Origin of the sequence: Bacillus cereus group sp. MYBK5-2 (assembly GCF_051915685.1) — a bacterium.
Taxonomy (GTDB): Bacteria; Bacillota; Bacilli; order Bacillales; family Bacillaceae_G; genus Bacillus_A; species Bacillus_A cereus.
Genome location: NZ_JBQAFE010000001.1, coordinates 691,914 through 717,037, shown reverse-complemented (window position 1 = coordinate 717,037; position 25,124 = coordinate 691,914). Strand labels below are relative to the sequence as shown.

The following is a 25,124-nucleotide window of genomic DNA, read 5'->3' as shown; positions in this document are numbered from 1 at the left end:
GAAAAGCAGGTGTTCACCCTGCTTCTTCTCATTTGCTTCACGTCATTAAATCCTCAATTATTGTAGCATAATCCTTCATAGAAGAAAATGAAAACTACCTATTCACCTGCAAGATTTCCACTTTGTTTTTTACCATGACACCCTCATAATAAACAATTTTAGATAAATATTTCACTGATGACTTATGTATAAATAACAATTGCACAATAGAAAGACAAATGAATTGTATTATTAATATACGAATAAAAATTCTCTCCATCTTTTTCACCGGAATTCTTCCCTCCTATACTATATTTGCACATTTCGTTTCATAATTTTATACATCGTACATATAGCAGTTAATTTTATTGTCATTTTCGAGGCATACTTTTATACATTTCCATTGTCGAATTTACTCAAAACATGTTATGTTCTAAATGTATTTTTTTACTTGAAAGGGGTATAAGCATTGAAAAGAATCCTAGTTTTACACACAGGTGGAACAATTGCAATGGAGGAAGATAAAGAAACTGGGGTCGTACAACCAGGTGAAAAAAATCCTCTTTTAAAATTCATTCCTGATTTAGAAGGCGATGTTGATTTAATCGTTGAAGATGTGTTCCACCTACCATCTCCTCATATGACACCGAGCGAAATGTTACAATTACAAGTCATCATTGATGAAAGAGTAAAACAAGACAACATTCATGGCGTAGTCATTACGCATGGCACGGATACATTAGAAGAAACAGCTTATTTCTTAGATTTAACAGTACAAGCAACTATTCCGATCGTAGTGACAGGTGCAATGCGCTCTAGCAATGAGTTAGGTGCTGATGGTCTATATAACTTCTTATCAGCTGTAAAAGTTGCTAGTTGTGATGAAGCTGCAGAAAAAGGTGTTTTAGTCGTATTAAACGACGAAATTCATTGCGCTACAAATGTAACGAAAACACATACAAGTAATGTTGCAACATTCCAAAGCCCACAATACGGACCAATTGGAATGGTAACAAAACGCGGCGTTGTCTTCCATCACGCTTTAGTACATCACGAAACATATACGATAAACAAAGTGTCTAAAAATGTAGTTGTTCTAAAAGCATATGCTGGCATGGATGATACATTATTAGCAGCAATCGAAAATCTTCCTGTAGACGGCATTGTTATCGAAGCTCTTGGACAAGGTAATCTCCCTCCAAGAACACTACCTAGTCTAGAAAGATTATTAAATAGAGGTATTCCTGTCGTATTAGTTTCTCGCTGTTTCAACGGTATCGTTCAAGACGTATATTCGTATGAAGGTGGCGGTAAACACTTAAAAGATATGGGCATTGTATTCACATACGGCTTAAATGCACAAAAAGCACGCATTAAATTACTTGTTGCATTAGAGAATACAAATTCTCATGAATCCATTCAAAATATGTTTATGCACGAATAAAAAGGAGCTGTCGAGGTTTTCCCGACAGCTCCTTTTTATTTTTCTCTTGATGCAATGGTTTGCGCAATCGCATCTCCATGAAATCTCCCGTTCTCGATAAATATTTCATTTGCATTATTTCCAGCAGCAATGACACCTGCAATGAAAATATTTTCAGCATTCGTTTCCATTCTATCCTCTGTATAAATTGGACGTCCTGTTTCTTCATCAATCTGAACACCCATCTTCGTTAAGAAGCTATGATCAGGATGATAACCAGTCATCGCAAATACAAAATCGTTTTTGATTGTAAGAGCTTCACCATCAACTGTAAACGTTAATGTATGCTCAGTAATTTCTTTCACATGAGCCCCAAAATGCATTTGAATTGTACCATTTCGTACTAACGCCTCAAATTCCGGCAAAATCCAAGGCTTTATGCTTGGTGAATACTCACTTCCACGATACAGTACCGTTACACGTGCACCAGATTTAACAAGTTCTAACGCGGCATCTACACTCGAGTTTTTCCCACCTATAACTACTACATCTCGATCAAAATAAGGATGCCCCTCTTTAAAATAGTGAGCTACTTTCTTCAATTCCTCACCTGGAACATTCATATAATTTGGATTATCATAATATCCAGTTGCTACAACAATATAGTTCGCTATATATATTTCCTTACTTCCGTCACGCTTTGTCGTCTCAACCTGAAAAACTTCTCCATCTTTTTGAACTTTCTCCACTCGCTCAAAAGCATTTACACGTACAGATTTACGTCTTACTACTTCACGATAATACGCAAGCGCTTGATTTCGAACTGGCTTACGATTTTCTGTAATAAAAGCTACATCACCAATTTCTAATTTTTCACTAGAAGAGAAAAATGTTTGATGAGTTGGATAATTATAAATGGCATTTACAATGTTTCCTTTTTCAATTACTAACGGATTTATCCCTACCTTTTGTAACGAAATTGCAGCCGCTAATCCGCACGGACCGCCTCCGATTATAATAACTGTTTCTTTCTGCATACTCGTCCACTCCTAGTCTTCTACCAATACACTATTTATAAAAACAAGAAAAAACCTACTTACAGCAGTAGGCACCTATCTTTATTGTATTCATTTTTCATATATTTGTCATCTAAACGAAACGTACATCCGATAGACATCTGCTAAAAACTGCTGAAATTTAATACCTTGTTTCCCTAATACATTCTCAGGATCAATCTTTCTAGCTGGATCAAGCGTTTTATGTGACACGATATCTTTTTTCGGATTTAAGCCAAAGTTTTGGCATAAATAAGCATGATACCATGTAAAACGATTATATGCTTCCCAAAAGTTAACATCACCACCATAACAAAGTTCCACTCCAATGGCCGCCTTATTCGCGTCATAGCCATATAAGTCATTATCCGTCGGCACACCATATCGAACATGATACGCAACTTCATTTATAGGAATAATCTCCAATATTGTTTTATCATCTATAAATGTATGCGCCGAAGCTTTCGGTTGTAATTCATTAAAGTAATCTCGATTCCCTATCGCATTGCTTCCAGGATTCCCCGTATCATGGCTTACAATAAATCTCACTTTAGTCAGAGGAATCCCCGGTCGTGAACTTCCATATCCAATATAGTTGCGCTCTATAGGAAACATCGCCATTGCTACCAACTCCCGCTCTAGAAGATTACCTTACTTCCTTATATATGTATTCGGTAGCAATGTCCTTATCGCATATTTCTTACGCGAAGAGAAAATCGAAAATATTTGAAGTGAACACCATAAACAACAAGATACTTACAGCCACTCCATAAAAACCGTAAAACCAAACACAATCTTCTTTCGTATCTAAACCGAAAAATTTATTTACCGATTGTAATAATGTGCCACGCTTGCTTTGTTTGTTTCGTAATACTTCCACTCGCTCTACAACATCTGCTGGCATCATAAATCTTTGGTCTACTGTCATTTTCATCATTTATCTCTCCTTAAAATCATTTCCGTTTTGTTTATCTAAGGAGAGTATAGCACGTTTGTTCGTATAGAACAAGCGTTCTTTTTATTTTTATTTTATTTTTCAGCAAGCCAAGTAAAAATCGAGATTACAACGGCAATAATCGGCCCTACTACAACCACACCAAATACCAAAAACAGTAGCCCTTCCCCGAACATCCGAACGGTACTTATTTTTCGAGCTTTCATCGTTCTTGCAAGTTCTCCCTCTAACCTCTTAACCTTTTCTTCTAATTGTTCTACTCGTTCCAGCATTTCATTCTCCATATACAACACCTCATTTAATACTTCAACAAAAAAACGTGATTCCCTCGAAAGGAAATCACGTTTTCTCAAGATATAATATTTTATACCCAACCTCTGAAGCGGCTTGCTTCAGCCATTTTACGAACACCAACCATGTACGCCGCTAAGCGCATGTTCACTTTACGAACTTGTGCTGTTTCATAAATAGAATCAAATGATCTTACCATTACTTTTTCTAAACGTTGTTCTACTTCTTCTTCAGTCCAGTAGTAACCTTGGTTGTTTTGTACCCACTCAAAGTAAGATACTGTTACACCACCAGCACTTGCTAACACGTCTGGAACAAGCAAAATTCCGCGATCTGTTAAAATTTTAGTCGCTTCTAATGTTGTTGGACCATTTGCAGCTTCAACAACGATTTTTGCTTTAATATCATTAGCATTTTCTTCTGTAATTTGGTTCTCAATTGCAGCTGGTACTAAAATATCGCAATCAAGTTCTAACAATTCTTTGTTTGAAATTGTATTGTTAAATAGCTTTGTTACTGTACCGAAGCTATCACGACGGTCTAATAAATAATCAATATCTAATCCGTTTGGATCATGTAACGCGCCGTAAGCATCTGAGATTGCAATAACTTTCGCACCTGCATCATGCATAAATTTAGCTAAGAAGCTACCAGCATTACCGAATCCTTGAACAACAACGCGTGCACCCTTAATATCAATGCCACGTTTTTTAGCAGCTTCGCGAATACAAATTGTTACACCTTTCGCTGTTGCTGTTTCACGTCCATGTGATCCACCTAATACAAGCGGTTTACCTGTAATAAATCCTGGTGAATTAAATTCATCAATACGGCTATACTCATCCATCATCCACGCCATAATTTGAGAGTTTGTGAATACATCTGGAGCTGGAATATCTTTCGTCGGACCTACGATTTGGCTAATTGCTCGTACATAACCGCGGCTTAATCTTTCTAACTCACGGAATGACATTTCACGTGGATCACAGATAATTCCACCCTTACCTCCACCATATGGTAAATCAACAATACCACATTTTAAACTCATCCAGATTGAAAGTGCTTTCACTTCATTTTCTGTTACATTCGGATGGAAGCGAATTCCACCTTTCGTTGGACCAACAGCATCATTATGTTGCGCACGATATCCTGTAAATATTTTAACAGTCCCGTCATCCATACGAACTGGTATTTTCACTGTCATCATACGAATTGGTTCTTTTAATAATTCATATACTTCGTTTGGATAACCCAATTTTTCTAACGCTTCACTAATAACAATTTGTGTTGAATTCAATAGTTCAAAATGTTGTTCCCTTTGTTGTTGTGTTTTTGTTTGAGTTCCCTTTTCGGCTACCATAGTAAGTAAACCCCCTGTAATTTCACTTGTTTAGTAAACCTTCATTGCCTAGTATACACCCTTAAATTTGGAATGCAATAGAAAACGCTAACAAATATATACAAACTATTTTCTGTTGCAAGCGTTTTCACTATTATTATAGTCCTTTTATTACTTTTAGAAAAGTAAAATACTTAAATATTTAAATATTTTTTATTCTCATCAACCACACTCCCATAAAACTGCATATTTTATTTTCAAAAAGTATGTTCGAGTATTTACAATCATCCCTTCCCTTCTCCAAATAAAAACAAAACCTCAGCTATGTTGTATTAGCTGAGGTTTTGTTTTTTCACAAAGTAATTGTGTATTTGTTCTATCGCGTTAACATCCATTAATTCTTTACCGTACTCCATGATGCGATAAATGGTTGCTGTAGACGGATTACCGTATTCCGCTAAAATAGCTATAAAATCCGCCTTTAACAATTGAATTTGTTCCTCTTCTTCCACCCAAAGATAGAAGCGCTCATCCCACGTATATAGCTTTCCGCCAGTTACACCAAGGTTATATAAGCGATTCGACAGGTTAATTACGTCATCTAGCGTAGCAAACTCATATAATATATGCTCACTTTCATCTAGAGTCACTTGCATTTCAATAAACTCGTCACGGAACTCATCATCTGTATCCATTTCTTGATTTTCTTTCGTTACAATTACAACCATCCCTTGTGCTTGTAGAGAAAACACTTCAACTGCAATCGGACCATCTGCTTCAAACCCTAATTCCTTATTTGCTTCTTGCATCATATCACGAAATAATTGCTGTACTTTCGGTGCATTTCTCCATAAATCTTCTTTCGTTAATCCTCGTTCAGATAAATCATCAAATGTTAGAAAAATTTTTATCTTATTGTAATTTAATCGTTCCAGCCTCATCTCATACCCTCCCTACGTAACCAATGCATCTAATTTTTATTATATGAAATAGAAAATAGATGGTTCTTTTCGAACAACTATTCCGACATTTTTAACCATCCATCCCATTCTTCTTTCGTATCACCAATTAAGATTGTTTCAATGTCCAACTGGTTTAGAACGCCTAGCTTTCCGATAAATCCAACAGAAAGAGATTCCCTTTTTTCTTGTAATAAATTTATAAAGTTCATCGTCTTTTTCATTTCTTGTTCGTCAGCAAAAGATATAAATACATATTTCGGCTGTATTTCCTCTACCGCTGATAACATACCATCTTCAGCTAAGCTTGTCCTAATATATATCGCCTCATATCCTTTTAAGCGTAAATAAGTTGAAAAAATAAATCCTTTCAATGCATCCTTTTCTAACACAATAACTTTGTGTAAAGAGGAAAACATTGAGGCATTGTGATACACCATCCCTAGACGCGTTTGTAAAAATGATAGTGCATATTGAAATTGCACCATTGAAATCTCATTATTATTTTTTGACGTTAATAATTTGTCTGTCACTCGAAGAACGATACTGGCAACAACCTTTTCTGTTGAATATATACTAAAAGCTTCGTTTAATAATGCAGCAATTGTAATTTCATCAAATTTTAACAAAGCTTGTAGCAAATCGTCCACTAAAACAACTTCTTTATCGAAATGTATCTCTTTTTGAACTGTACTCTGCAAACGATTCTCTTCTAATAACTGAACTGCTTGTCCAATCATCATACCGGAAGAAACTTTTTCCATTAACCATTTTAAAATTTGAATATGCTCTTCTGTATATAAGCGATGCCCAGCTTGATTCCGCTTTGGGGCAATAATTTGATATCGTCTTTCCCATGCACGAAGCGTACTCGGCTGAACTCCAATTATATTCGAAACGGCTTTTATATTATATTTCCCACTAAGAGTTGGCATCATTTCCCTCCGCACAATGTAATGATATGTGTTTGAGCAGGTGCTCGGAAACGAAGTGGTATCAATGTTGTTCCATACCCATTACTAACAAAGAGAATCGTATTCAAATGGTTATATACGCCACCTTTTAAATATTTTTTAGATGGGAATAATCGGATTTGTCCTCCATGCGTATGTCCACTTAACACAAGTGAAATCTGTTCATTTCCAGACATTTTTTTTATTATATCAGGGTTGTGACTAACTAGGATACGAAAACCATCTTCTTTACAATCCGCCAATGCCAAATCTAGACGATCACGGTGCAATCCAACATCATCTATACCGAGCAAACAAATTTTCTCTCCTAATTCAGACTCAAATACCACTCTTGTATTATCTAAAACTTTTACGTTATTTTCTAATAATAACGCATCTAATTCATGATATTCTATCTCATAATCATTGTTTCCCCACACAAAATATACAGGACCTATCTCTCTTAACTTTTGAATATTCGCAGAGATTTTTGATAAAGAGACACCTTTCTCTGCTAAATCTCCTCCGATAATTACGAGATCTACTTTTCCTTTTACTTGTTCAATTAACAAATTTGAAATGACCCCTCTATGAATATCAGAAATAAAAAACACATTTACTTTTTGAAAACTTTTCGGAAATTCTTTAAATACTAAAGTATGTTCCAACACCGTATTACGCATCGCTTCTTTATACATCACAAAAAGTAATAAAATCCCCATGCCTATGAGAGTACTGAATAATATAATCCATATCATATTTTTGACTCCCTCCTCATAAAGATAATCCTAGGCTTTTATAACAAACTGTGATCGCTTAACTCGCTAGCTTTCTTGCTTTGTGGACTTATCTTTTATCGGAATTTTTAATTCTTGACCTGCACTCACTTCATCTTCCTGCAAGTTATTATACTTTTTAATTACTTCAATTCCATTTCCATCTGAAAAATATTGCTTCGCTATACTTTCTAAAGTTTCTCCCTCTTTCACAGTATGCGTTATTACTTTTTCAGAATGTTTCTGCGACTCAGATTTAGCTGAATCAAAGAAGATTACTTCAAACGCACTTTTTCCAGCATTATTACTATCGCCCTTCACCTGAATATATTTATCCGTGTACCACAAAATACTAATCGGCAGCAGAATGAATAGAAATGTTAAAACCCGGACGAAAATGTGATTTATTTTAAACTTTTGTTTTTTCTCTTTATTTCTATGAATTTCACTACGCGGCGGTAAACTTTCTTTTTCTTCCACTCGCTCAACTTCTAATTCCTCTTCAAAATCAGGAATTCGTTTCCTCATGTTGTTCACCACCACCTTCCATTTATTTTCTTAATTGGAGTCCCATTATAAAATCAACAAGAAAGTGTGCAAAGATTGTTATAAACAAATTTCCTGTCCATTCAAATACATAACCAAAGACAAAACTAATGAAACAGACGAAACAAAACAAAAATGGCTTTGTTATATAACGAATATGTAACACTGCAAATACGAAGCTCGCAATTACAATTCCAAAATGAGTCTGTACTACACCTCTAAATAAAAATTCTTCTGCAAAACCAATCAAGAACGTAATAACGAGTAAGTGCAGAACGGACATTCCTCGAAACATCTTATCGTTAATACCACCATCATCAAACCAAGACTCTGGAAACACTCGCATTGCAACATAATCTAATAACACAATACCAATCGCTAACAAACCACCTATAATAAGTATAGATACTGGTTCCCATTTCCATAAATTAAAGACTTCTTTTGCATCTTGAAATAATATATATGCCAGTAAACAGCCAATACCGATAATAATTAACTGTGTTATATATAGATTCAGCCTTATTTCCTGCGGACTCATATCTTCAACATTATGCCTTTGAATGTTCATCATTCCTCCATCTTTTCTAGGCCGAAAAGCTTTTGTAACTCTGTTTCCCAATTATAGTCGAAATCCGATTGTTGCGCTCGTCTTTTTTTATAATCTTCTTTGGTAATACCGCAATAATCGCAGCAATTCATTAACTCTTGCTCTTTCCTATAACCGAACTGTTGCAGCACATATTCACGTCTACACCCTTTAACTTGTATCCATGACTTCATATTTTCTAGCTCACTATATTTATTACGCAACCTTATTTCTACTTCAGCTATTAATCGGTTCATGATTTCATCTGACAAACCTTCTAATAATAATCTTCGTTGTTGTATAATTCCAACCTGTTCGAGATGATAACGAACGAAACGCCAATATTGCTCATTAAATCTTGCTGCATTATAACAAATTTCTTCTACATCTTCTATTGGTAATTCTTTCGTTTGAAACATTCTTTCTTGTAGTAAAGAAAATAAAAATTGTATTTGTGACTTACTTGGCAGTTCATCCTCAATGATTGAAATTGGTAAATCATGATCCAACGGACTACATAATAAAATAGCTATACTCAGTTCGCCATCTCTTCCAGCTCTTCCGATTTCTTGTAAGTAAGAAGCTATATTAGTTGGATAATGAAAATGAATAATATATCGCGTATTCGCCTTATTTACCCCCATACCAAATGCACTTGTGCATATTACAAGTTGCAATTGATTGTTCATAAACTGCTGTTGAATTAACATACGCTCTTCATGTTCCATACCACCATGATAAAAAGCTACACCAGTAACACCTTTCCCTCTCAAGTATTCCGTTAACCTTTCTGTCCACGCTCTACTTGAGCAATAAACAATCCCCGGCCCTTGTAAATACATCACCTGCTCTAAAAGCGCCTCTTTCTTTTCTTCTATCGTCTCTACAAATTGCACATCCATTGCAATATTAGGACGATCAATAGAGTATACATGTTCCGCGGCACCCTTTAAATTTAAACTATCTGCGATATCCTGCAGTACCCCTTTTGTCGCTGTGGCTGTCAATGCTAATACTGTAGGAGAACCAATATTTTCAATAACTACATTTAGTTTTTTATAGTCCGGTCTAAAATCATAACCCCATTGAGAAATACAATGAGCCTCATCAACAACAAATAATGAAATATGAATTTTCTTCAATTCCCTAATTAATAACTCCGACTGCAACATCTCTGGTGAAACAAAAATAAATTTATATGAAGATAATTTTTTCATCGCTTCTCTTTTTTCATTTAATGTCCGAAAACTATTAAATGCTATCACTCGGTCTTTCACAACATACTTTAATTGTGTCACTTGATCTTCCATTAAAGATAATAACGGTGATACAACAAGCACGGTTCCTTCTCGCATAAGCCCCGGAAACTGATAGCACATAGATTTCCCTCTTCCAGTCGGAAGCATTGCTATCACATCTTTTCCTTCTAATAAATCTGTAATTACTCCTTTTTGACCTGGACGAAATTCAGAATATCCAAACCACTTATATAAATATTCTTCAAGTTTCATTTACACCCTCCATCCGCGCTAATACAAGACGAACTTCAAAATAAGAGATATCTTCTCCAACCGCTTGTTTCAAAACACGTAACTTCCGCGTTTGCAATGCTTCAATTACTTTTATTACTTTGTCTATCTTTTCTTTTTCCATAAACATTTCAATAGAAAAATCTTTTTCTCGCAAAGCAATTTCAACAAAATGATCTTCTATCGTTGCAACCTTTAAATTCCGAATCGTCGCTATTTCTTCTAAAGAACGTCCTTGTCTCCAAAAATTATATGTTTTTTTCGTGGATAAACTAAATAATTCAGCTCTCTCATTTGGATAAGATATAATTTCAGCTAATAGTGGAAATTCATTTTCTTTATCACGAACTTCTTGTATAAAGAAATGTATTGTACCCCAAAATAAAAAATACACCCTGAATATATCTTGTTTCGTAATTTCTGATAATTGTTGCAATGTACAACCAATGCGTTCATAACCTGTTAATCGATATGTTACAATCGTCGCTTCTATCGCATTACTCTTTTCTAAAAGATTATGTACTTCCGTCCATAGTTTTCTCGCCAACTCACTTCTCTTATATGGCCTTCCTGTTAGAAAACGTTTCACCCACATCATTATTTCTGTATCTTGCTGAATTGGAATAAACCTCGTATTATTCTGTTGTAAATTTGATATGGTTTGAATAATTAATGATAATCTTTTCCAAAATGTTTCACCTAATTCACCATAATGTAAACCATGCAAATGCGCCGGAAAAGCATAAACTTCCTCCCATTTATGTAACTGCATTTTACCCGTAGGTGTTAACACATATGTATTTTCATGTATTTCTTGAATAAAATCCGCTTGCAACAACTTTGCAACTTCACCATCATAGTCATTTCTATTTAATGATTTATATATTCCGAACAAAAAAGAAATTCGGAACATATTTCCATCTTGTAAAGTTTGCGAAGAACGTTTGCCCTTTAGTAAATAATAAATAGAAGAAACGGTTCTTTCACCATTCAATTGTTTTAAACAATGCAACAAAGTATATTGTATTTGCATGACCGCTTCCACCTTCCAATCTTAACTTCATTCTTTTCAGTACAATTACACTATCTACTGTCGCTCATTAAACTTATCATATAAGAACTATATACTTGTATATATTCTATTGTATCAAACGAAATCATATTTACGTATTTTGAAAATCTTATGACATAATTCAAAAATAAGTTGACACTCTAATTGATAAGCATTATCATTATAATTTTATGTTGAAAAGTTTTACAAACCGTTTTACAATAAGGTTATAATTTTTATGGCGAGCTTTTCACATACATATTATCAGGAGGGAAAAAAGATGGCAAAATATACAATCGTTGATAAAGATACTTGTATTGCATGTGGTGCTTGTGGCGCTGCTGCACCAGACATTTATGACTATGATGATGAAGGTATTGCATTTGTAACATTAGATGATAACCAAGGTATCGTTGAAATTCCAGATGTATTAATTGAAGATATGATGGATGCATTCGAAGGCTGTCCAACTGACTCAATTAAAGTTGCTGACGAATCATTCGACGGAGACGCTTTAAAATTCGAATAGTCTTTTATTAACTTCAAAAAACGCCCCTCCTATTGATGAGGGGCGTTTTTTGTATCTAAATTTTATTTTCCTTAATAAAAAACCATTAGTAGTTTCACACTACTAATGGTTTTAGTATATATTATGCATTTTTCATTTTTGCAAACACCCATACTTTCAGGCGTGAGAATAATGCTACAAATACAATTGTTACAACAATCCCTTTAATTAAATTAAATGGTAAGATTGCCGTTACAACCGTTGTTTTTATAGCTTCGCTAGACATAGCCGGTGAATTTAAAAACCAAGTGTACGCCGGGAATATGATGATGTAGTTTAATACACTCATAATAAGTGCCATTGTAATTGTCCCTAGCATTAATCCTGTAGTTAAACTCTTCACAGTACGATACTTTCTAAATAAGAAAGCTGCTGGCCCAATAAATAAACATCCTGCAATAAAGTTTGCAATTTCTCCAACTGGTACTCCCGTTAAACTTCCTTGAATCCCGTAATGTAAAATGTTCTTTATCGCCTCTACAATCACTCCTGCTACTGGTCCAAAGATAATTGCCGCAATTAGAGCTGGTACATCACTAAAATCAATTTTCAAAAATGGCGGAAGCCCTGGGAACGGGAAATCCAACATCATTAGTAAATATGCAATACTACTTAGCATCGCTACACTCACCATCTGCACTACACTGTTTTTTTGTTTCATCTTTCTCTCTCCTTTTCCATCGATCATCTCATGGAAAGTGGAAAGGTTCTGCTATGCCTATTTTTTCATAGAACGAAAAAACCCTTTGTGTTTTACACAAAGGGAGAATTTAAGGCACATCAAACAGACGTTCAAATCCATATCTTTTTTGAACGCTTGAACCTCCATCTTCTCCCATCCAGACTATACTGTCGGCTTTGGAATCACACCAAATCCTGCCTTAACGGCTCGCGGGCTTAGAACAAAATCATAAATAGTTCATCACCGCCGGTCGGGATTTTCACCCTGCCCCGAAGATAGACCGATATTCTATTTTCCCCTTCATTATACAACAACCTCATAACATTGTGAACTAAAAAATTGTAACTTATTTAAAATTAGTTATTTATTTTTCGTAACAACAAATAAATTGCGAGATATTTTACAATACAATCCATATTTTTTATTATTCGGCATTTCTCTTTTGAATTACCTAGTCATATATAATTAAAAGTGATAAGATATTGAATTGTTAAGATAAGAACATTTTCTGAGTTATGGAGGAAATGTCATGAAAAAAGACAAGAGACATTCTATTCGAGAAGCAATGAAAAAAAACTTAAGAAAAGAATACTTTTACTTAAAAAAAGAATTACTTTTCTACTGCCCAATTGATTTAGGCACATTCTCAAACGAGACATACTATGCTACTTTCGATGAAGATGGCATCAGTATTTATCAGTATGATAAAAAAACAGAAAGTAAATTAAAATTGTGTGAGCGTCATCCGTGGAAGAGTTGGAATAAAGTGAAGATTGATCACTATTTGACAACTTCTCAATTTATTTTTCAGGGTGAGCGAAATTGGATCTTATCTCTTTTTCAAAAAGGAAAAGAAGCTCAAAAAATTATTGAAGAGCATACATCTTTACAAACAGAAGTTGTTTCCCGCTCTTTCTTAAAAAAACTTCCTGGTTTTCGTTCTAATACACCACTGAATAAATACATCGGTAGTATTTGTTACACTGCACTTATTGCATTTTTATTAAAATGGATGATTCCATTTCAAGCACCACAAATCGCCCTGTATTCTATCTCGATTGGTTGTATGCTTCTTGGCCTACTTTGTTTGACAATCGGTTTAATTGAACCGACTATCGTACTGTTTCGAACAAAAGAGAAAACAAGAACAAAAGTTTTTTACTTATATAGCTATTTAGCTATTTCTGGATTTATATGTGTCTTTATTTTTTGGTAAAAGAAGCCGTCCCAAAATAAATTTTGGGACGGCTTTCTTTTAGATATAGATGCTCTGATTCACTCAATAGTTCTAGCAAAAGCGCCCATATAATTTCATTTACATTGAATCTTATTTAAGAAGAACATAAATTTGTTCAAAGTTTAATTTTCGAAGCGTTTCCTTTACTTAACATATAATTGTTGATTAGGATAAATTAGCTCTTGCTGCAATCCATTTTTTTCTTTAATTTCCTTAAGTGTCATACTAAATTTCCGTGCAATACTAACTAAAGTATCCCCTTTTTGTACGACATATAATGACGAAGAAACAACTTCATTTCTTTGTTCACTTAAAACAAGCAATGGGTTCATCGCATTCTTTTTCGCCATCGTCCATCTTCCTTGATGAAGTTCTAGATGTAAGTGCGCACCTCGCGATTCTCCCGTGTTCCCTACTTCTCCAATTTTTTCTCCTTTGGAAATATAATCTCCTTGATTCACATATCTCTTATTTAAATGTGCATATACAGCCTCATATTCTCCGTGTTTAATAAATACAACATTTCCATAACTACTTGAATAATAAGACCTCGTTACCTTACCATCTTGGATAGCTGCCACAGGCGTTCCAATCGGCGCAGCTACATCAATACCATAGTGTTTTCCATGCCTTGTCCCAAAATAATCACTTATCTGACCTTCAACAGGCCATGTCCATCGATTTTCTTCTGCATAAACATGTAATTGAGATACAAACAGTATACTCAATAACATGACACCGCATTTTAAAACTTTCATATACATCCTCCGTTTTCTAATTACCACCATACCTTCTCTATTTTGGTATATTACAGAAAAAAGTATACAAAAAAAGAAAGTGAATTACTCCACTTCCTTCTCTTTTTTATCACGAAAAACTAATGCACTACGGTTATACTCCACATCTCTCACTTGTAATCGGGCATTTATTACTCGAGCTATCGCAAACAAATAATCAGATAATCTATTTACATACTTTAATACAACTTCATTTATTTTCACTTCTTTTTGCAATGATACTATAGAGCGTTCTGCTCTCCTTACAACAGTACGTGCAATATGAATAGTAGCCGCCGCCTCGCTACCACCTGGCAAAATAAAGCGTTCTAGTGGCGGGGCTTCTTCTATATATAAATCAATCTTTCTTTCTAAACTTTCAACCATCTCAATTGTCACTTTATAAGGAATTTTTTGTTCCACTATTGCCAAGTCTCCTCCACAATCAAATAGTTCATGTTGAATATTTTCGAGCTCATTGTAAATATCTATAAAAGCCCCACCTTGAAGCTTAGTCATTGCATATCCAATATGAGAATTTGCCTCGTCTATTGTTCCATACGCTTCCACACGGATATCATCTTTATCAACCCTGCCACCTATTACACTTGTCGTTCCTTTATCTCCTGTTTTTGTATATAATTTCATTTCTTCACAGCACCTCTCTTGTTATTTTTAATTCGACCAAGATAGAAAAAAGTTCTACCATTCTTTATTTAATTGAGTTTACAAAAAAATAAAAAACAGCAGAACTTTATTCATTATCAACTTTAAAAACGCATATCTAAATTATACGATTCGGTAAATATACAGAGAATGTAGTTCCTTCTCCAACAACACTTGATACAGAAATTTTACCATCATGGCCTTGAACAATATTTTTCGCAATCGCAAGCCCGAGTCCTGTTCCACCCTTTTTCCCACGTGTTCTTGCTTTATCAGCTTTATAGAAACGATCAAATAAAAATGGAATATCTTCTTCTGGAATGCCTGCACCCGAATCTTGTACTTCAAAAATAAGACCGTTATTTTTCGTATCAATTACAAGCGTTACATGTCCGCCTGCATTCGTATGACGTATTGCGTTATCAATTAAATTCGTCAATACTTGTTCCATACGATCTGCATCAAACGGGTATTGTTCAATTGGATCTTTGAAATCAACCGTTAACGCGACCTCTTTATCCTTTGCAATCCCTTGGAATTTACGACCAATTTTTTCAACAAACGGATGTATATCCACTTCACCAATATGTAACTCTACATGACCGCTTTCCATACGAGCTAAATCTAACAATTCATTTACAAGTTTACCTAAACGAACAGATTCATCATAAATAATTTGAACAAACTCATCTATTTCCTCTTTCGTTTGCACAATATCATCTAAAATCGCTTCACTATACCCTTGCAGCATTACCATTGGTGTACGAAGTTCATGCGATACATTCGCAATAAAATCTTGACGCATCTTTTCAAGACGACGTTCTTCCGTCATATCTCGCAGCACTGCTACAGCTCCACGAATTTTCGTTTGATTGTAAAGCGGCGTCATAAGAACTACATAGTTCCCTTTTTGTAAATTAATTTCAACAACTTGTTGTTGTTCGCTTTCTACAACGAGATGGAATAGTTCCACAAGTTCAGAAGGTAATTTTTTACTTAACTCTATCTCTTTTTCTTCTTGCCAAACTTGTAAGAAATGTTCGGCCGGTGGATTAATAACTACGACTTCCCCTTCTTGATTTAACGTAATAACCCCATCTGCCATACTACTCAAAATACTTGCTAACTGTTCTTTTTCTTGTTGCAAGGCGTTCATATTAAACTTCAACTGTTTTCCCATTTGATTTAAGGCCGTTGCAAGCTCACCAATCTCATCCTGAGATACCATAGGAGCCTTTGCATCAAACTTCCCACGTGACACTTCAAAAGCAACCTCACGCATTTTACGAAGCGGTGCTGTAATCCGAGTAGATAAGAAGAACGCAAAGAAAGTTGTTAATATAATCGCAATTCCAGCCGATAAGAAAATAAAATCAGTTGTTCTTTCCATACCTTGTATCGGTACTTGTAAAGATTCATATACGAACACTGCACTTTGATTTTTTGATTGCACTGGTTTTCCGACGATCATAATATCATTTTCGGTGTTTTTATTCTTCCTACTATTAGACGCTTTTCTAATATTATTCTTAATTTCTTTTTTGTCTGTAAACACAGCCGCTAATTCTTTATCTTCTTTTAAGTCATCCATTGTAAGAGTGACTAACCCTTCTTGTTTCGGTGAAGAAGAGATTTCTTTACCGTCTTCTACAATAATAATCCTTGAAAGTGGGTCAGAGAATTTGTAAGCGATATTCTCAATCGTTTTTACATCGGCACCTTCTTCAATTAACTCTGAAACACTTGTTGCAACTTTTTGAAGCCTAGCTTCACTCATATCAACATAATACGTTCTAAAAAACTGTGAAAGTAAAATCGCAACAAATCCAAGAACAAACGAAACGAGAAGTAATATGGTCATCCATAACTTCCCTACTACACTTCTCCAAAGCATCAGTCGTTCACAACCTCAAATTTATAACCTACACCCCAAACAGTAACGATCATTTTCGCTGCATCTGGTGATTTTTTGCTTAACTTCTCACGTAAACGCTTTACATGTGTATCAACTGTACGTAAATCTCCGAAGAATTCATATTGCCATACTTCTTTTAACAGTTGCTCACGATCGAATACTTTATCAGGAGCTTTCGCTAAAAATAATAGTAACTCATATTCTTTCGGCGTTAAGTTTACTTCATTACCATCTGCAGTAACACGGTGTGCATCGTTATCAATTGTTAAGTGCGGGAATACAGTAACATCTTTTGTCGTTGTATCTTGTGTAAAGAATGTTGTTGGTACAGCACGACGTAATACCGCTTTCACACGTAGTACGACCTCACGTGGACTAAATGGCTTTACAATATAATCATCTGTTCCAACTTCAAATCCTTGTACTCTATTTACTTCTTCACCTTTTGCTGTCAGCATAATAATTGGTGTCGCTTTCTTCTCACGAACCCCTTTACATACTTCAATGCCATCTTTACCAGGCATCATAAGATCTAATAAGATTAAATCGTAATCATTTTGCAACGCCATTTCTAAAGCTGTATCACCATTATCTGCTTCTTCAATCGTATATTGTTCTCTTTCTAAGTACATTTTCAATAAACGACGAATACGATCCTCATCATCTACAATTAAAATTCTTGATTCATTTTCCATCTCTACCCGCTGCGCACTCTCACCTCAGCGGTTCACACCTACCCTTCTTTAACTATTATGTTGCGCTATTCTTGTTTATTTAAGCAATCTTCTAAATGTTTCACTTCCCATATTATGCTTCACAAGAATAATAAATTTTGTTCAATTTTTTTCCAAAACTATGTATTTTTTTTGAACAGTATATAATGTCCTCGACATCATTTTACAAAATCAACCGCTACTTTGTCATGTTTTTCTCAAAAAAGAAGAAAAGTTGACAAAAATAAAATAGGAAAGTGACATGCACTCCCCTATTTTATTTCTCTATGCATATGAATGTAAACCGGCAATAATTAAGTTTACTACAATAAAGTTAAACATAATGATTGCAAAACCAATTACTGCAAGCCAAGCTGATTTCTCTCCATGCCACCCTTTAGATAATCGTAAATGTAGTACTGCAGCATAAAAGAGCCACGTTATAAGTGCCCAAACCTCTTTCGGATCCCAGCCCCAAAAGCGCGTCCACGCTATTTGAGCCCAAATCATCGCAAAAATTAACGCTCCTAATGTGAACACTGGGAATCCAATTGCAATAGATCGATATCCGATTTCATCTAGTAGATCACTATTCGTATTCTTTACTAACGGCTGAAGTGCCGCCGATACTCGCTTCCGTAAAACAAGTCTTAATACAATATACAGTAATGTTCCAACTAACACTGACCAAATAACAGTATTTAATTTTTTCGCATTTACAATTGCTGGAACTTCAACTGCCGGTTCTAATTTATTTTCTGTCAGTAACTTCCCTTCATGCGGTCCAACTAAAGCCGGAAGATTGTACTTCATTTCCGCTTGCTGTTCATTTTTGTCAATCCATTGAAACTTCGCTTCATATTTCATACTAGAAAATACCGTTGTTACCCCAATAAATCCAACTGTACAAACAAGTGTAAATACTACCGTCTCTAGCCAAAATGTACGTTTACTTCTCGTCGATTGATCTACATTTTTCAATAAATACATAACGCCTGTAATAAAACTAATCGCTAAAATGGCTTGTCCTGCTGCTGCAGTCGTCACGTGAATATGTAACCAATTACTTTTTAAAGATGGAATAAGCGGAGATATTTCCCTCGGAAACATACTTGCATAGGCAATTAATAAAAGCGCAACTGGTAATGCAAATAGTCCGATTATGCTTACACGGTACATAAAATACATAACAATAAATGCTCCTACAAGCATCATGCCGAAAAATGTACCGAATTCAAAAAAGTTACTAACTGGCGCATGCCCTGATGCAATCCACCTTGTAACAAAATATACTGTTTGTGCTATAAACCCTAAAATTGTAATCGTTATTCCTACATTTGCCCATTTATGACCCTTTTCTTTAATGGCTCCCCCAAAAAATAGAGTCGCAATTAAATATAAAATAAATGCGGTAAAGAGAAAGTTACTACTTATTTGCACCATATCGTTTCCCCACCTTAACTAATTTTTTTATCAATTACTTTATCATTTGGCTGTGGAATTGCTGTACCTTCTATTACTCTTTCAATATCTTTCTTTAAACCGAACCAATTTTTATTTGTATGCCCTGCAATCCACCATTCATCATTAACACGTTGTATCCAAATACGGCGATGATTCCAATACATACCTTGAATGACACCAACCATAAATATAAATCCTCCAATGCCGAGAATCCAAAGCGTTAAATCTTTTCTTACAGTAAGTGCTGTTGCATTTTGCATTTCAACACCTGCAAACGACATTTTATATTTGTTGTTTCCATCTGGTTCTATATTTTGCTGAATACCAACAAAACTCACTTCACCATCTGGTGTTTCAGGTGTAAACATTTTAAATACAAATGCAGGATTGTTTGGTAATTTCGTTTTTGTATTTGGTTTTCCATTCTCATCAAAATAAAAATCAGGAAAATAGCTTAATAGTTCTAGAGAATAACCATTTCCTAAATCATATTTTTCCTTAGGATTCGTTAAATCTACTTTAATTGGTCCCCACTTTTGATTATTTTCTTTATTTTGCAAGTTAAAGGACATACTTTTAAATTCACTTTCTTTATAAGAAACTTGATACACTGCAAATTGATCAAATTTCAGTGGTTCATTCACTCGAATTTCCGCTTCTTTTACTTTTTCTAATTTCGGTTTTTGTCCTGCTATATTTTCTCCTACCGCTTTATATAATACGGCATTCGTTTGGAAGTTTTTCGCAATCATTTTATCGCCTACACGATCAATCGCTTCATCAAAAACTTCCTTGTCCTTACTTTTATCATAAACTTCTTTTATAAATTTCTCGTTTTTTAAGTAGTATTGTCCATCCGTCCCTGGTATTTCTTTCGTTTCACCGTCACGTAACCAAAGTGCTTCGTCTACGTACATACTCGGTAAAAAACGAAGCATCGCACCGAATAAAAAGATAATAAGACCGATATGATTTACATATGGACCCCAACGCGAGAAGCGTCCCTTTTCTGCTAAAACGTTTCCGTCTTCCACTTTCACGTTATAGTTTCTTTTCTTTAAATTCTCTTGCACTCTTTCCAGGTCACCTTCTTGCGGTGTACCAGTCCCATATAATCTCTGTCTCTTTAAAAAATTAGGATGTCTTTTTACCCCTTGCTTTTTTAAAGCTTTATAAAGTGGAATAACGCGGTCTAAACTACATATCACAAGTGAAATACCGATAGAAGCAATCAAAATCATATACCACCATGAACCGTATAAATTATTAAACCCTAATTGATAGTATAATTGTCCTAAAAATCCGTATTCTTGTTTATAATATTCAGCTGGTGCAATACCTGGAGTTATGTACATTTCTTGCGGAAAAATAGTTCCTATCGCTGATGCAGCTAAAGTTATTACGATTAGCCATACACCTACTTTTACAGAAGAGAAAAAGCTCCAAATTTTATCGACTATCGTTTTTGTCTGCGTGAGAGATCTCCGTGCACTCCCCTCATAGCGCATATCCAATAGTTTTGCATTTTCATTGCTTTCAAATGGTTTCCCGCAAGCTTCACAAAAAACGGTTCCTATCGGATTAACATGTCCACATTCACATTTAATTTCTTTCAACACTCTCACCGCCCCTGTATCTATATGTACTATTGTATATTCTAACCTCAAGTTACCGCAATACTCAGAATTTTTAAACCAGAGGCACTATAAACACGCACCCCTTATGTAAAGGCTTTCTTTATTACGGAGTAATTTTCTTTAAATACCCTTCTAACTGTTCTTTCGTTTGTTCCCCTATAATTTGCTCCACTACTTTTCCATCTTTATCAATCAAAAAGCTTGTCGGTAAAGGACCTACTCCATATGTTCCTATAATCTTTTGTCCTTTATCAATGGCAACTGGGAATTTCAAACCATATTGGTTCACAAAGTTCTTTACTGCAATATCCGTTTCATCTGCATCTAACGCTATGATTTCAACGCCTTTTTCTTTATACTTTGGATATAATTCATTCATATAAGGCATTTCTTTTTCACAAGGTTTACACCACGTGCCCCAAAAGTTTAAAAATACACCTTTTCCCTTTAAATCTTTTAGTTCAATTTTCTTTCCTTCTAAATCCGTCACAATAAAGTTAGGTGCTTCTTTTCCGATTTGCATTTTCTCTTTATTAGCAAAGAATCCTTGATAAAGGGTAAATCCTACAGCACCACATAAAATGAGTAGAATAATAACGCGAAATAATAAGCGATTTTTCTTCATATTACCTCTCCTCTCCTCGGTAAATGTTATGTATTATCTTCTGTAAATGTTGTATTGAATAAATCACCAGCAGAGCACTCCACTGGTGAATTTTTAACTCTATAGCTTATCTTGGCTTTGTAGAAGCAAGCGCGCGTAATTGTTTCACCTCATGTGGTGTCAATTCTCTCGCATCACCAGGTCGCAGGCTTCCTACTTCTAAGAAAGCATAACGTTCACGTTTTAATTTCACTACTTTACAGTCTAACGCTTCAAACATACGACGTACTTGACGATTACGTCCTTCATGAATTGTTAATTGTACAATAGCCATCTCTTTACGCTTGTCCCAAGAAATAATTTTCACACGTGCTGGTGCTGTTTTACCGTCTTCTAACGTAACACCGCGTTCTAACATGCGAATTTTCTCACCTGTTAATGGCCCTTTTATTTTTGCAACATATGTTTTTTCAACTTTATATCTAGGATGCATTAATACGTTTGCGAAGTCCCCATCGTTTGTCATTAATAATACGCCAGACGTATCATAATCTAAGCGTCCGATTGGGAATAAACGTTGTGTAATTTCCGGGAAAAAGTCCGTTACAACACTTCTTCCTTTATCGTCTGATACACTTGAAATTACGCCAGTTGGTTTATATAGTAAAAAATAAACAGGTTCTTCTTTTTCAAGAGGGATATTATTTACTTCTACTTTATCTTGAGGAGTTACTTTTGTCCCTAACTCTTTCACTATTTTTCCATTAACTTTCACTTTTCCTTGCTGAATTAATTCCTCAGCCTTTCTTCTCGATGCAATACCTGCTTGCGCAATCACTTTTTGTAATCGTTCCATTTCTTTTTTTCACCTCGAATTTATCTTACCTTACATTAGAAAGACTTGGCAACCGCATACGCTTTACGGCTATTCGCTTCATCTTACTTAAACAACATAGCGATGATAATAAACATATAAAGGTCAAATCATGTTTTTACCCTTTATTATTGTCCATATTTTTCATATTTCTCACAATAAAAGTTCATCATTTTGTCAAAAATACCACATAAAAAAACCACTATTAAGCTACACCTTAATAGTGGTCGTATACGTATTATAAGCGAAATAGCGTAAAAAATGAATAGTATTACTGAAACAATAAAGAAACGAACACAATTGAGCATATAATCCCGATTAAATCTGCAAAAAGTCCTACTTTTAGTGCATCCCCCATTTTTCTAATCCCAACCGCTCCAAAATATACAGTTAAAATATAGAAAGTCGTATCTGTGCTCCCTTGCATCGTAGAAGCCAATCTCCCAATAAACGAATCTGGCCCATATGTTGCAATTAAATCGGTCGTAATACTTAAACCAGCAGAGCCTGAAATAGGGCGTATAAGTGCTAAGGGTACAATTTCTGCTGGAACATGGATCAAATCTAACATTGGCTTCATTACCGATATCATTGCATCTAACGCACCTGAAGACCGGAATATAGAAATAGACACAAGCATTCCAACCATAAACGGTAAGATGGAAATTGCAATTTGAATCCCTTCTTTTCCTCCCTCAACGAACGATTCATACGTCGGCACTTTCTTTATTGTGCCATATAAAAGGATAAAACCAATTACACAAGGGATTACCCATAAGGAAATTGTATTTACAATGCTCATTTTTTCCGCCCCTTTCTACTCCTTCTTCGGTAAAAATAGCGGTCAATCCAAATTGCCCCGATCATAGAAAGTACTTGTGCAATAAATGTTACCCCAACAATTTCAGTAGGATTCGCTGATTCATACGTCATTCGAATGGAAATGACTGTCGTAGGAATTAATGTAATAGCTGATGTATTTAATGCTAGAAACGTCACCATAGAACGGCTCGCCGAATCCTTTCCTCCATTTAACTCTTTCAGTTGTTCCATCGCTTTAATACCAAGAGGGGTCGCTGCATTACCTAGACCAAAAAAGTTTGCCATCATATTTGATAGAATAAATCCCATAGACGGATGATCCTTTGGTATTTCTGGAAACAACCTTTTTACTATCGGCATAAAAAGTGCAACTAATTTTTTTAACAATCCGGCTTCCTCTGCAATTTTCATTAAACCGAGCCAAAATACTAAAACACTAATAAGTCCTATACAAATCGTTACCGCATCTTTTGCTCCGTCAAATACAGCTTTATTCACTTCTTCCATCGTTCCATTTATCATGGCGTATACAATCCCAATGACAGCCATCGCTACCCATACGAGATTAACCATCGTTCCCAACACCTATCATGTAAGAAAAAATTTCTTTCACATTATTCCAGTAAAGTCCCGTTGTAGCTACTAACTTTCGTTTACTATAAAATAAATTCCGTTCTCCAACTTTTTCATTACCAACATAAATGTCTGTCTTCCCAACCTTTACTCCATCCGTAAGTTTTGTACTTTTATCAAGTTCAACTTTTAATACTACGTTCTTTTTTTCTTCTTCAGTTAACGGTACCGAAAAACTATTTTTCGTATAAACATGGTTGGCATACTTCTTTTCATTTATTTCAGCAATTGCTCCTTGTCCTAAAACTTTCGTTTGTTTGAAACGGTCAAAACCTTTATCAAACAAATTCATATGATCATCCCAATCACTAGAGGCACTCAAAGTTACGACAATTAAATCTAGTCCACCTTTTGATGCCGTTGTAACAAGCGTTCGCCCAGCTTTCTTCGTAAAGCCTGTTTTTCCCCCTGTTGCAAATTCATAATAAGACGTTACCAGCTTATGTTTATTTTTCCACGGGTAATCCCAAGAATCTGATTTATATGTTTTGGTTCCAAAGATTTTCTTAAATGTCTCGTTTCCCATTGCATATTTCGTTAATAATGCCATATCGTAAGCCGACGAATAATGTGATCCATCTCCATCTAAGCCATGAGGGTTTGAGAAGTGCGTATCTTTCATTCCAATTTCTTTCGCTTTTTGATTCATTAAATATACGAATCCATCTATACTCCCACCCACACTTTCAGCAATTACTTGCGCTGCGTCATTACCAGATCTAAGCATGAGTCCGTATACTAAATCTTCTAACTTCACTTTTTGTCCAGGCTTTAAATAGATTGCCGATCCTTCCACCCTCACCGCTTCATTACTAACTGATACCATTTCTTTCATCTTCCCTGATTCAGCAGCTAATAAGGCGGTCATAATTTTTGTTATACTAGCAATTTTTTGAGGCTCATGTTCTGCCTTTCCGTATAATACACGACCAGACTGTTGCTCCATTAATACAGCATTTCGAGCACTAACATTGCTGTTCATCTTTGCATATGTAGGAATCGGCATAACGCTTGCATACATCATAAGAAGCGTAATGATTACACAAATTCGTCTCATATTTCCCCCCACGTCCTTTTGGCACTTTTTGTAC

28 protein-coding genes and 1 riboswitch are annotated in these 25,124 nt (G+C 35.1%); of the genes, 3 read left to right on the top strand and 25 right to left on the bottom strand.

The window, feature by feature from the left end:
* Nucleotides 1-94: 94 nt before the first annotated feature.
* Nucleotides 95-268 carry a YpfB family protein gene (locus ACTFP3_RS03925; RefSeq protein WP_000738054.1) on the bottom strand — a complete coding sequence of 58 codons (174 nt, stop codon included), beginning with the start codon at nt 266-268 and terminating at the stop codon, nt 95-97.
* A gap of 180 nt (nt 269-448) precedes the next feature.
* On the opposite strand from ACTFP3_RS03925, the gene ansA reads away from it, so the two are divergent.
* Nucleotides 449-1,423 (top strand): asparaginase, encoded by a 975-nt coding sequence (gene ansA, locus ACTFP3_RS03920; protein WP_000822010.1) that lies wholly within the window; start codon nt 449-451, stop codon nt 1,421-1,423.
* Nucleotides 1,424-1,458: 35 nt separating this feature from the next.
* Here the strand turns inward: ansA and ACTFP3_RS03915 are convergent, their stop codons facing one another.
* The 12 genes from ACTFP3_RS03915 to ACTFP3_RS03860 all read right to left on the bottom strand — a co-directional run bounded on the left by ACTFP3_RS03915 (nt 1,459) and on the right by ACTFP3_RS03860 (nt 11,424).
* Nucleotides 1,459-2,439 (bottom strand): YpdA family putative bacillithiol disulfide reductase, encoded by a 981-nt coding sequence (locus ACTFP3_RS03915; RefSeq protein WP_001168525.1) that lies wholly within the window; start codon nt 2,437-2,439, stop codon nt 1,459-1,461.
* A 108-nt stretch (nt 2,440-2,547) separates the two neighbouring features.
* Nucleotides 2,548-3,078 carry a peptidoglycan recognition protein family protein gene (locus tag ACTFP3_RS03910; protein WP_001240655.1) on the bottom strand — a complete coding sequence of 177 codons (531 nt, stop codon included), beginning with the start codon at nt 3,076-3,078 and terminating at the stop codon, nt 2,548-2,550.
* A gap of 79 nt (nt 3,079-3,157) precedes the next feature.
* Nucleotides 3,158-3,394 carry a DUF3961 domain-containing protein gene (locus tag ACTFP3_RS03905; RefSeq protein WP_001983018.1) on the bottom strand — a complete coding sequence of 79 codons (237 nt, stop codon included), beginning with the start codon at nt 3,392-3,394 and terminating at the stop codon, nt 3,158-3,160.
* Nucleotides 3,395-3,486: 92 nt separating this feature from the next.
* Entirely contained in the window at nt 3,487-3,696 is a 210-nt protein-coding gene (locus tag ACTFP3_RS03900; RefSeq protein ID WP_000426763.1) for a hypothetical protein, read from the bottom strand.
* Nucleotides 3,697-3,776: 80 nt separating this feature from the next.
* Nucleotides 3,777-5,063 carry an NAD-specific glutamate dehydrogenase gene (gudB, locus tag ACTFP3_RS03895; RefSeq protein ID WP_000225173.1) on the bottom strand — a complete coding sequence of 429 codons (1,287 nt, stop codon included), beginning with the start codon at nt 5,061-5,063 and terminating at the stop codon, nt 3,777-3,779.
* A gap of 311 nt (nt 5,064-5,374) precedes the next feature.
* Nucleotides 5,375-5,983, bottom strand: a complete 609-nt coding sequence (locus tag ACTFP3_RS03890; protein ID WP_001235402.1) for a genetic competence negative regulator — start codon at nt 5,981-5,983, stop codon at nt 5,375-5,377.
* Nucleotides 5,984-6,060: 77 nt separating this feature from the next.
* A complete protein-coding gene (locus tag ACTFP3_RS03885; protein WP_001142718.1) occupies nt 6,061-6,936 on the bottom strand; it encodes a MerR family transcriptional regulator in 876 nt (291 codons plus the stop codon).
* Nucleotides 6,936-7,712, bottom strand: a complete 777-nt coding sequence (locus ACTFP3_RS03880; RefSeq protein WP_440009351.1) for a metallophosphoesterase — start codon at nt 7,710-7,712, stop codon at nt 6,936-6,938. Before ACTFP3_RS03880 ends, ACTFP3_RS03885 begins: the two co-directional genes overlap by 1 nt.
* A gap of 66 nt (nt 7,713-7,778) precedes the next feature.
* Nucleotides 7,779-8,258 (bottom strand): LysM peptidoglycan-binding domain-containing protein, encoded by a 480-nt coding sequence (locus tag ACTFP3_RS03875; RefSeq protein WP_001231553.1) that lies wholly within the window; start codon nt 8,256-8,258, stop codon nt 7,779-7,781.
* 22 nt (nt 8,259-8,280) lie between these two features.
* Complete coding sequence (locus ACTFP3_RS03870; RefSeq protein WP_001025776.1) at nt 8,281-8,844, bottom strand: CPBP family intramembrane glutamic endopeptidase; 564 nt, start codon at nt 8,842-8,844, stop codon at nt 8,281-8,283.
* A complete protein-coding gene (gene recQ / locus ACTFP3_RS03865) occupies nt 8,844-10,373 on the bottom strand; it encodes an ATP-dependent DNA helicase RecQ (RefSeq protein ID WP_440009349.1) in 1,530 nt (509 codons plus the stop codon). The genes ACTFP3_RS03870 and recQ overlap by 1 nt, the downstream gene beginning before the upstream one ends.
* The gene (locus ACTFP3_RS03860) at nt 10,363-11,424 is read right to left on the bottom strand and encodes a helix-turn-helix domain-containing protein (protein WP_144596651.1); all 1,062 of its coding nucleotides are present in this window, start codon (nt 11,422-11,424) and stop codon (nt 10,363-10,365) included. The genes recQ and ACTFP3_RS03860 overlap by 11 nt, the downstream gene beginning before the upstream one ends.
* Nucleotides 11,425-11,722: 298 nt before the next feature.
* On the opposite strand from ACTFP3_RS03860, the gene ACTFP3_RS03855 reads away from it, so the two are divergent.
* The gene (locus ACTFP3_RS03855; RefSeq protein WP_001151993.1) at nt 11,723-11,971 is read left to right on the top strand and encodes a ferredoxin; all 249 of its coding nucleotides are present in this window, start codon (nt 11,723-11,725) and stop codon (nt 11,969-11,971) included.
* Between the two features lie 121 nt (nt 11,972-12,092).
* Here ACTFP3_RS03855 and ACTFP3_RS03850 read toward each other — a convergent pair whose 3' ends face one another.
* Nucleotides 12,093-12,671, bottom strand: a complete 579-nt coding sequence (locus ACTFP3_RS03850) for an ECF transporter S component (RefSeq protein WP_000810855.1) — start codon at nt 12,669-12,671, stop codon at nt 12,093-12,095.
* A gap of 162 nt (nt 12,672-12,833) precedes the next feature.
* Nucleotides 12,834-12,973: riboswitch (FMN riboswitch) on the bottom strand.
* Nucleotides 12,974-13,221: 248 nt separating this feature from the next.
* Here ACTFP3_RS03850 and ACTFP3_RS03845 point away from each other — a divergent pair.
* On the top strand, nt 13,222-13,908 hold the full coding sequence (locus ACTFP3_RS03845) for a hypothetical protein (RefSeq protein WP_000710837.1): 687 nt from the start codon (nt 13,222-13,224) through the stop codon (nt 13,906-13,908).
* 164 nt (nt 13,909-14,072) lie between these two features.
* Here the strand turns inward: ACTFP3_RS03845 and ACTFP3_RS03840 are convergent, their stop codons facing one another.
* The 11 genes from ACTFP3_RS03840 to dacB form a co-directional block, all read right to left on the bottom strand.
* Nucleotides 14,073-14,687, bottom strand: coding sequence for a peptidoglycan DD-metalloendopeptidase family protein (locus ACTFP3_RS03840; protein WP_000866119.1), 615 nt, complete (start codon nt 14,685-14,687; stop codon nt 14,073-14,075).
* 84 nt (nt 14,688-14,771) lie between these two features.
* On the bottom strand, nt 14,772-15,353 hold the full coding sequence (locus tag ACTFP3_RS03835) for a cob(I)yrinic acid a,c-diamide adenosyltransferase (RefSeq protein WP_000781267.1): 582 nt from the start codon (nt 15,351-15,353) through the stop codon (nt 14,772-14,774).
* Between the two features lie 136 nt (nt 15,354-15,489).
* Nucleotides 15,490-17,265, bottom strand: a complete 1,776-nt coding sequence (gene resE / locus ACTFP3_RS03830; RefSeq protein WP_000964673.1) for a sensor histidine kinase ResE — start codon at nt 17,263-17,265, stop codon at nt 15,490-15,492.
* Nucleotides 17,265-17,981, bottom strand: coding sequence for a DNA-binding response regulator ResD (resD, locus tag ACTFP3_RS03825; protein ID WP_000426861.1), 717 nt, complete (start codon nt 17,979-17,981; stop codon nt 17,265-17,267). The genes resE and resD overlap by 1 nt, the downstream gene beginning before the upstream one ends.
* A gap of 303 nt (nt 17,982-18,284) precedes the next feature.
* Nucleotides 18,285-19,442 (bottom strand): cytochrome c biogenesis protein ResC, encoded by a 1,158-nt coding sequence (gene resC / locus ACTFP3_RS03820; RefSeq protein WP_000250079.1) that lies wholly within the window; start codon nt 19,440-19,442, stop codon nt 18,285-18,287.
* A 14-nt stretch (nt 19,443-19,456) separates the two neighbouring features.
* Nucleotides 19,457-21,082, bottom strand: coding sequence for a cytochrome c biogenesis protein ResB (resB, locus tag ACTFP3_RS03815; protein ID WP_326036897.1), 1,626 nt, complete (start codon nt 21,080-21,082; stop codon nt 19,457-19,459).
* A 121-nt stretch (nt 21,083-21,203) separates the two neighbouring features.
* Nucleotides 21,204-21,725 (bottom strand): thiol-disulfide oxidoreductase ResA, encoded by a 522-nt coding sequence (gene resA / locus ACTFP3_RS03810; protein ID WP_000742192.1) that lies wholly within the window; start codon nt 21,723-21,725, stop codon nt 21,204-21,206.
* Nucleotides 21,726-21,831: 106 nt separating this feature from the next.
* On the bottom strand, nt 21,832-22,560 hold the full coding sequence (rluB, locus tag ACTFP3_RS03805) for a 23S rRNA pseudouridine(2605) synthase RluB (protein ID WP_000440556.1): 729 nt from the start codon (nt 22,558-22,560) through the stop codon (nt 21,832-21,834).
* Between the two features lie 289 nt (nt 22,561-22,849).
* The gene (spmB, locus tag ACTFP3_RS03800) at nt 22,850-23,380 is read right to left on the bottom strand and encodes a spore maturation protein SpmB (protein ID WP_000029514.1); all 531 of its coding nucleotides are present in this window, start codon (nt 23,378-23,380) and stop codon (nt 22,850-22,852) included.
* Entirely contained in the window at nt 23,377-23,973 is a 597-nt protein-coding gene (gene spmA, locus ACTFP3_RS03795; protein ID WP_098614328.1) for a spore maturation protein SpmA, read from the bottom strand. The genes spmB and spmA overlap by 4 nt, the downstream gene beginning before the upstream one ends.
* Nucleotides 23,966-25,090: a D-alanyl-D-alanine carboxypeptidase DacB gene (gene dacB / locus ACTFP3_RS03790; RefSeq protein ID WP_001252638.1), complete on the bottom strand. Its 1,125-nt coding sequence runs from the start codon at nt 25,088-25,090 to the stop codon at nt 23,966-23,968. The genes spmA and dacB overlap by 8 nt, the downstream gene beginning before the upstream one ends.
* Nucleotides 25,091-25,124: the final 34 nt, after the last annotated feature.

Coding starts and splice junctions, on each gene's coding strand:
- ACTFP3_RS03915 (WP_001168525.1), bottom strand. CDS start 2,439: ATGCAGAAAGAAACAGTTATTATAATCGGAGGCGGTCCGTGCGGATTA.
- ACTFP3_RS03910 (WP_001240655.1), bottom strand. CDS start 3,078: ATGGCGATGTTTCCTATAGAGCGCAACTATATTGGATATGGAAGTTCA.
- ACTFP3_RS03905 (WP_001983018.1), bottom strand. CDS start 3,394: ATGATGAAAATGACAGTAGACCAAAGATTTATGATGCCAGCAGATGTT.
- ACTFP3_RS03900 (WP_000426763.1), bottom strand. CDS start 3,696: ATGGAGAATGAAATGCTGGAACGAGTAGAACAATTAGAAGAAAAGGTT.
- gudB (WP_000225173.1), bottom strand. CDS start 5,063: ATGGTAGCCGAAAAGGGAACTCAAACAAAAACACAACAACAAAGGGAA.
- ACTFP3_RS03890 (WP_001235402.1), bottom strand. CDS start 5,983: ATGAGGCTGGAACGATTAAATTACAATAAGATAAAAATTTTTCTAACA.
- ACTFP3_RS03885 (WP_001142718.1), bottom strand. CDS start 6,936: ATGCCAACTCTTAGTGGGAAATATAATATAAAAGCCGTTTCGAATATA.
- ACTFP3_RS03880 (WP_440009351.1), bottom strand. CDS start 7,712: ATGATATGGATTATATTATTCAGTACTCTCATAGGCATGGGGATTTTA.
- ACTFP3_RS03875 (WP_001231553.1), bottom strand. CDS start 8,258: ATGAGGAAACGAATTCCTGATTTTGAAGAGGAATTAGAAGTTGAGCGA.
- ACTFP3_RS03870 (WP_001025776.1), bottom strand. CDS start 8,844: ATGAACATTCAAAGGCATAATGTTGAAGATATGAGTCCGCAGGAAATA.
- recQ (WP_440009349.1), bottom strand. CDS start 10,373: ATGAAACTTGAAGAATATTTATATAAGTGGTTTGGATATTCTGAATTT.
- ACTFP3_RS03860 (WP_144596651.1), bottom strand. CDS start 11,424: ATGCAAATACAATATACTTTGTTGCATTGTTTAAAACAATTGAATGGT.
- ACTFP3_RS03855 (WP_001151993.1), top strand. CDS start 11,723: ATGGCAAAATATACAATCGTTGATAAAGATACTTGTATTGCATGTGGT.
- ACTFP3_RS03850 (WP_000810855.1), bottom strand. CDS start 12,671: ATGAAACAAAAAAACAGTGTAGTGCAGATGGTGAGTGTAGCGATGCTA.
- ACTFP3_RS03845 (WP_000710837.1), top strand. CDS start 13,222: ATGAAAAAAGACAAGAGACATTCTATTCGAGAAGCAATGAAAAAAAAC.
- ACTFP3_RS03840 (WP_000866119.1), bottom strand. CDS start 14,687: ATGAAAGTTTTAAAATGCGGTGTCATGTTATTGAGTATACTGTTTGTA.
- ACTFP3_RS03835 (WP_000781267.1), bottom strand. CDS start 15,353: ATGAAATTATATACAAAAACAGGAGATAAAGGAACGACAAGTGTAATA.
- resE (WP_000964673.1), bottom strand. CDS start 17,265: ATGCTTTGGAGAAGTGTAGTAGGGAAGTTATGGATGACCATATTACTT.
- resD (WP_000426861.1), bottom strand. CDS start 17,981: ATGGAAAATGAATCAAGAATTTTAATTGTAGATGATGAGGATCGTATT.
- resC (WP_000250079.1), bottom strand. CDS start 19,442: ATGGTGCAAATAAGTAGTAACTTTCTCTTTACCGCATTTATTTTATAT.
- resA (WP_000742192.1), bottom strand. CDS start 21,725: ATGAAGAAAAATCGCTTATTATTTCGCGTTATTATTCTACTCATTTTA.
- rluB (WP_000440556.1), bottom strand. CDS start 22,560: ATGGAACGATTACAAAAAGTGATTGCGCAAGCAGGTATTGCATCGAGA.
- spmB (WP_000029514.1), bottom strand. CDS start 23,380: ATGAGCATTGTAAATACAATTTCCTTATGGGTAATCCCTTGTGTAATT.
- spmA (WP_098614328.1), bottom strand. CDS start 23,973: ATGGTTAATCTCGTATGGGTAGCGATGGCTGTCATTGGGATTGTATAC.
- dacB (WP_001252638.1), bottom strand. CDS start 25,090: ATGAGACGAATTTGTGTAATCATTACGCTTCTTATGATGTATGCAAGC.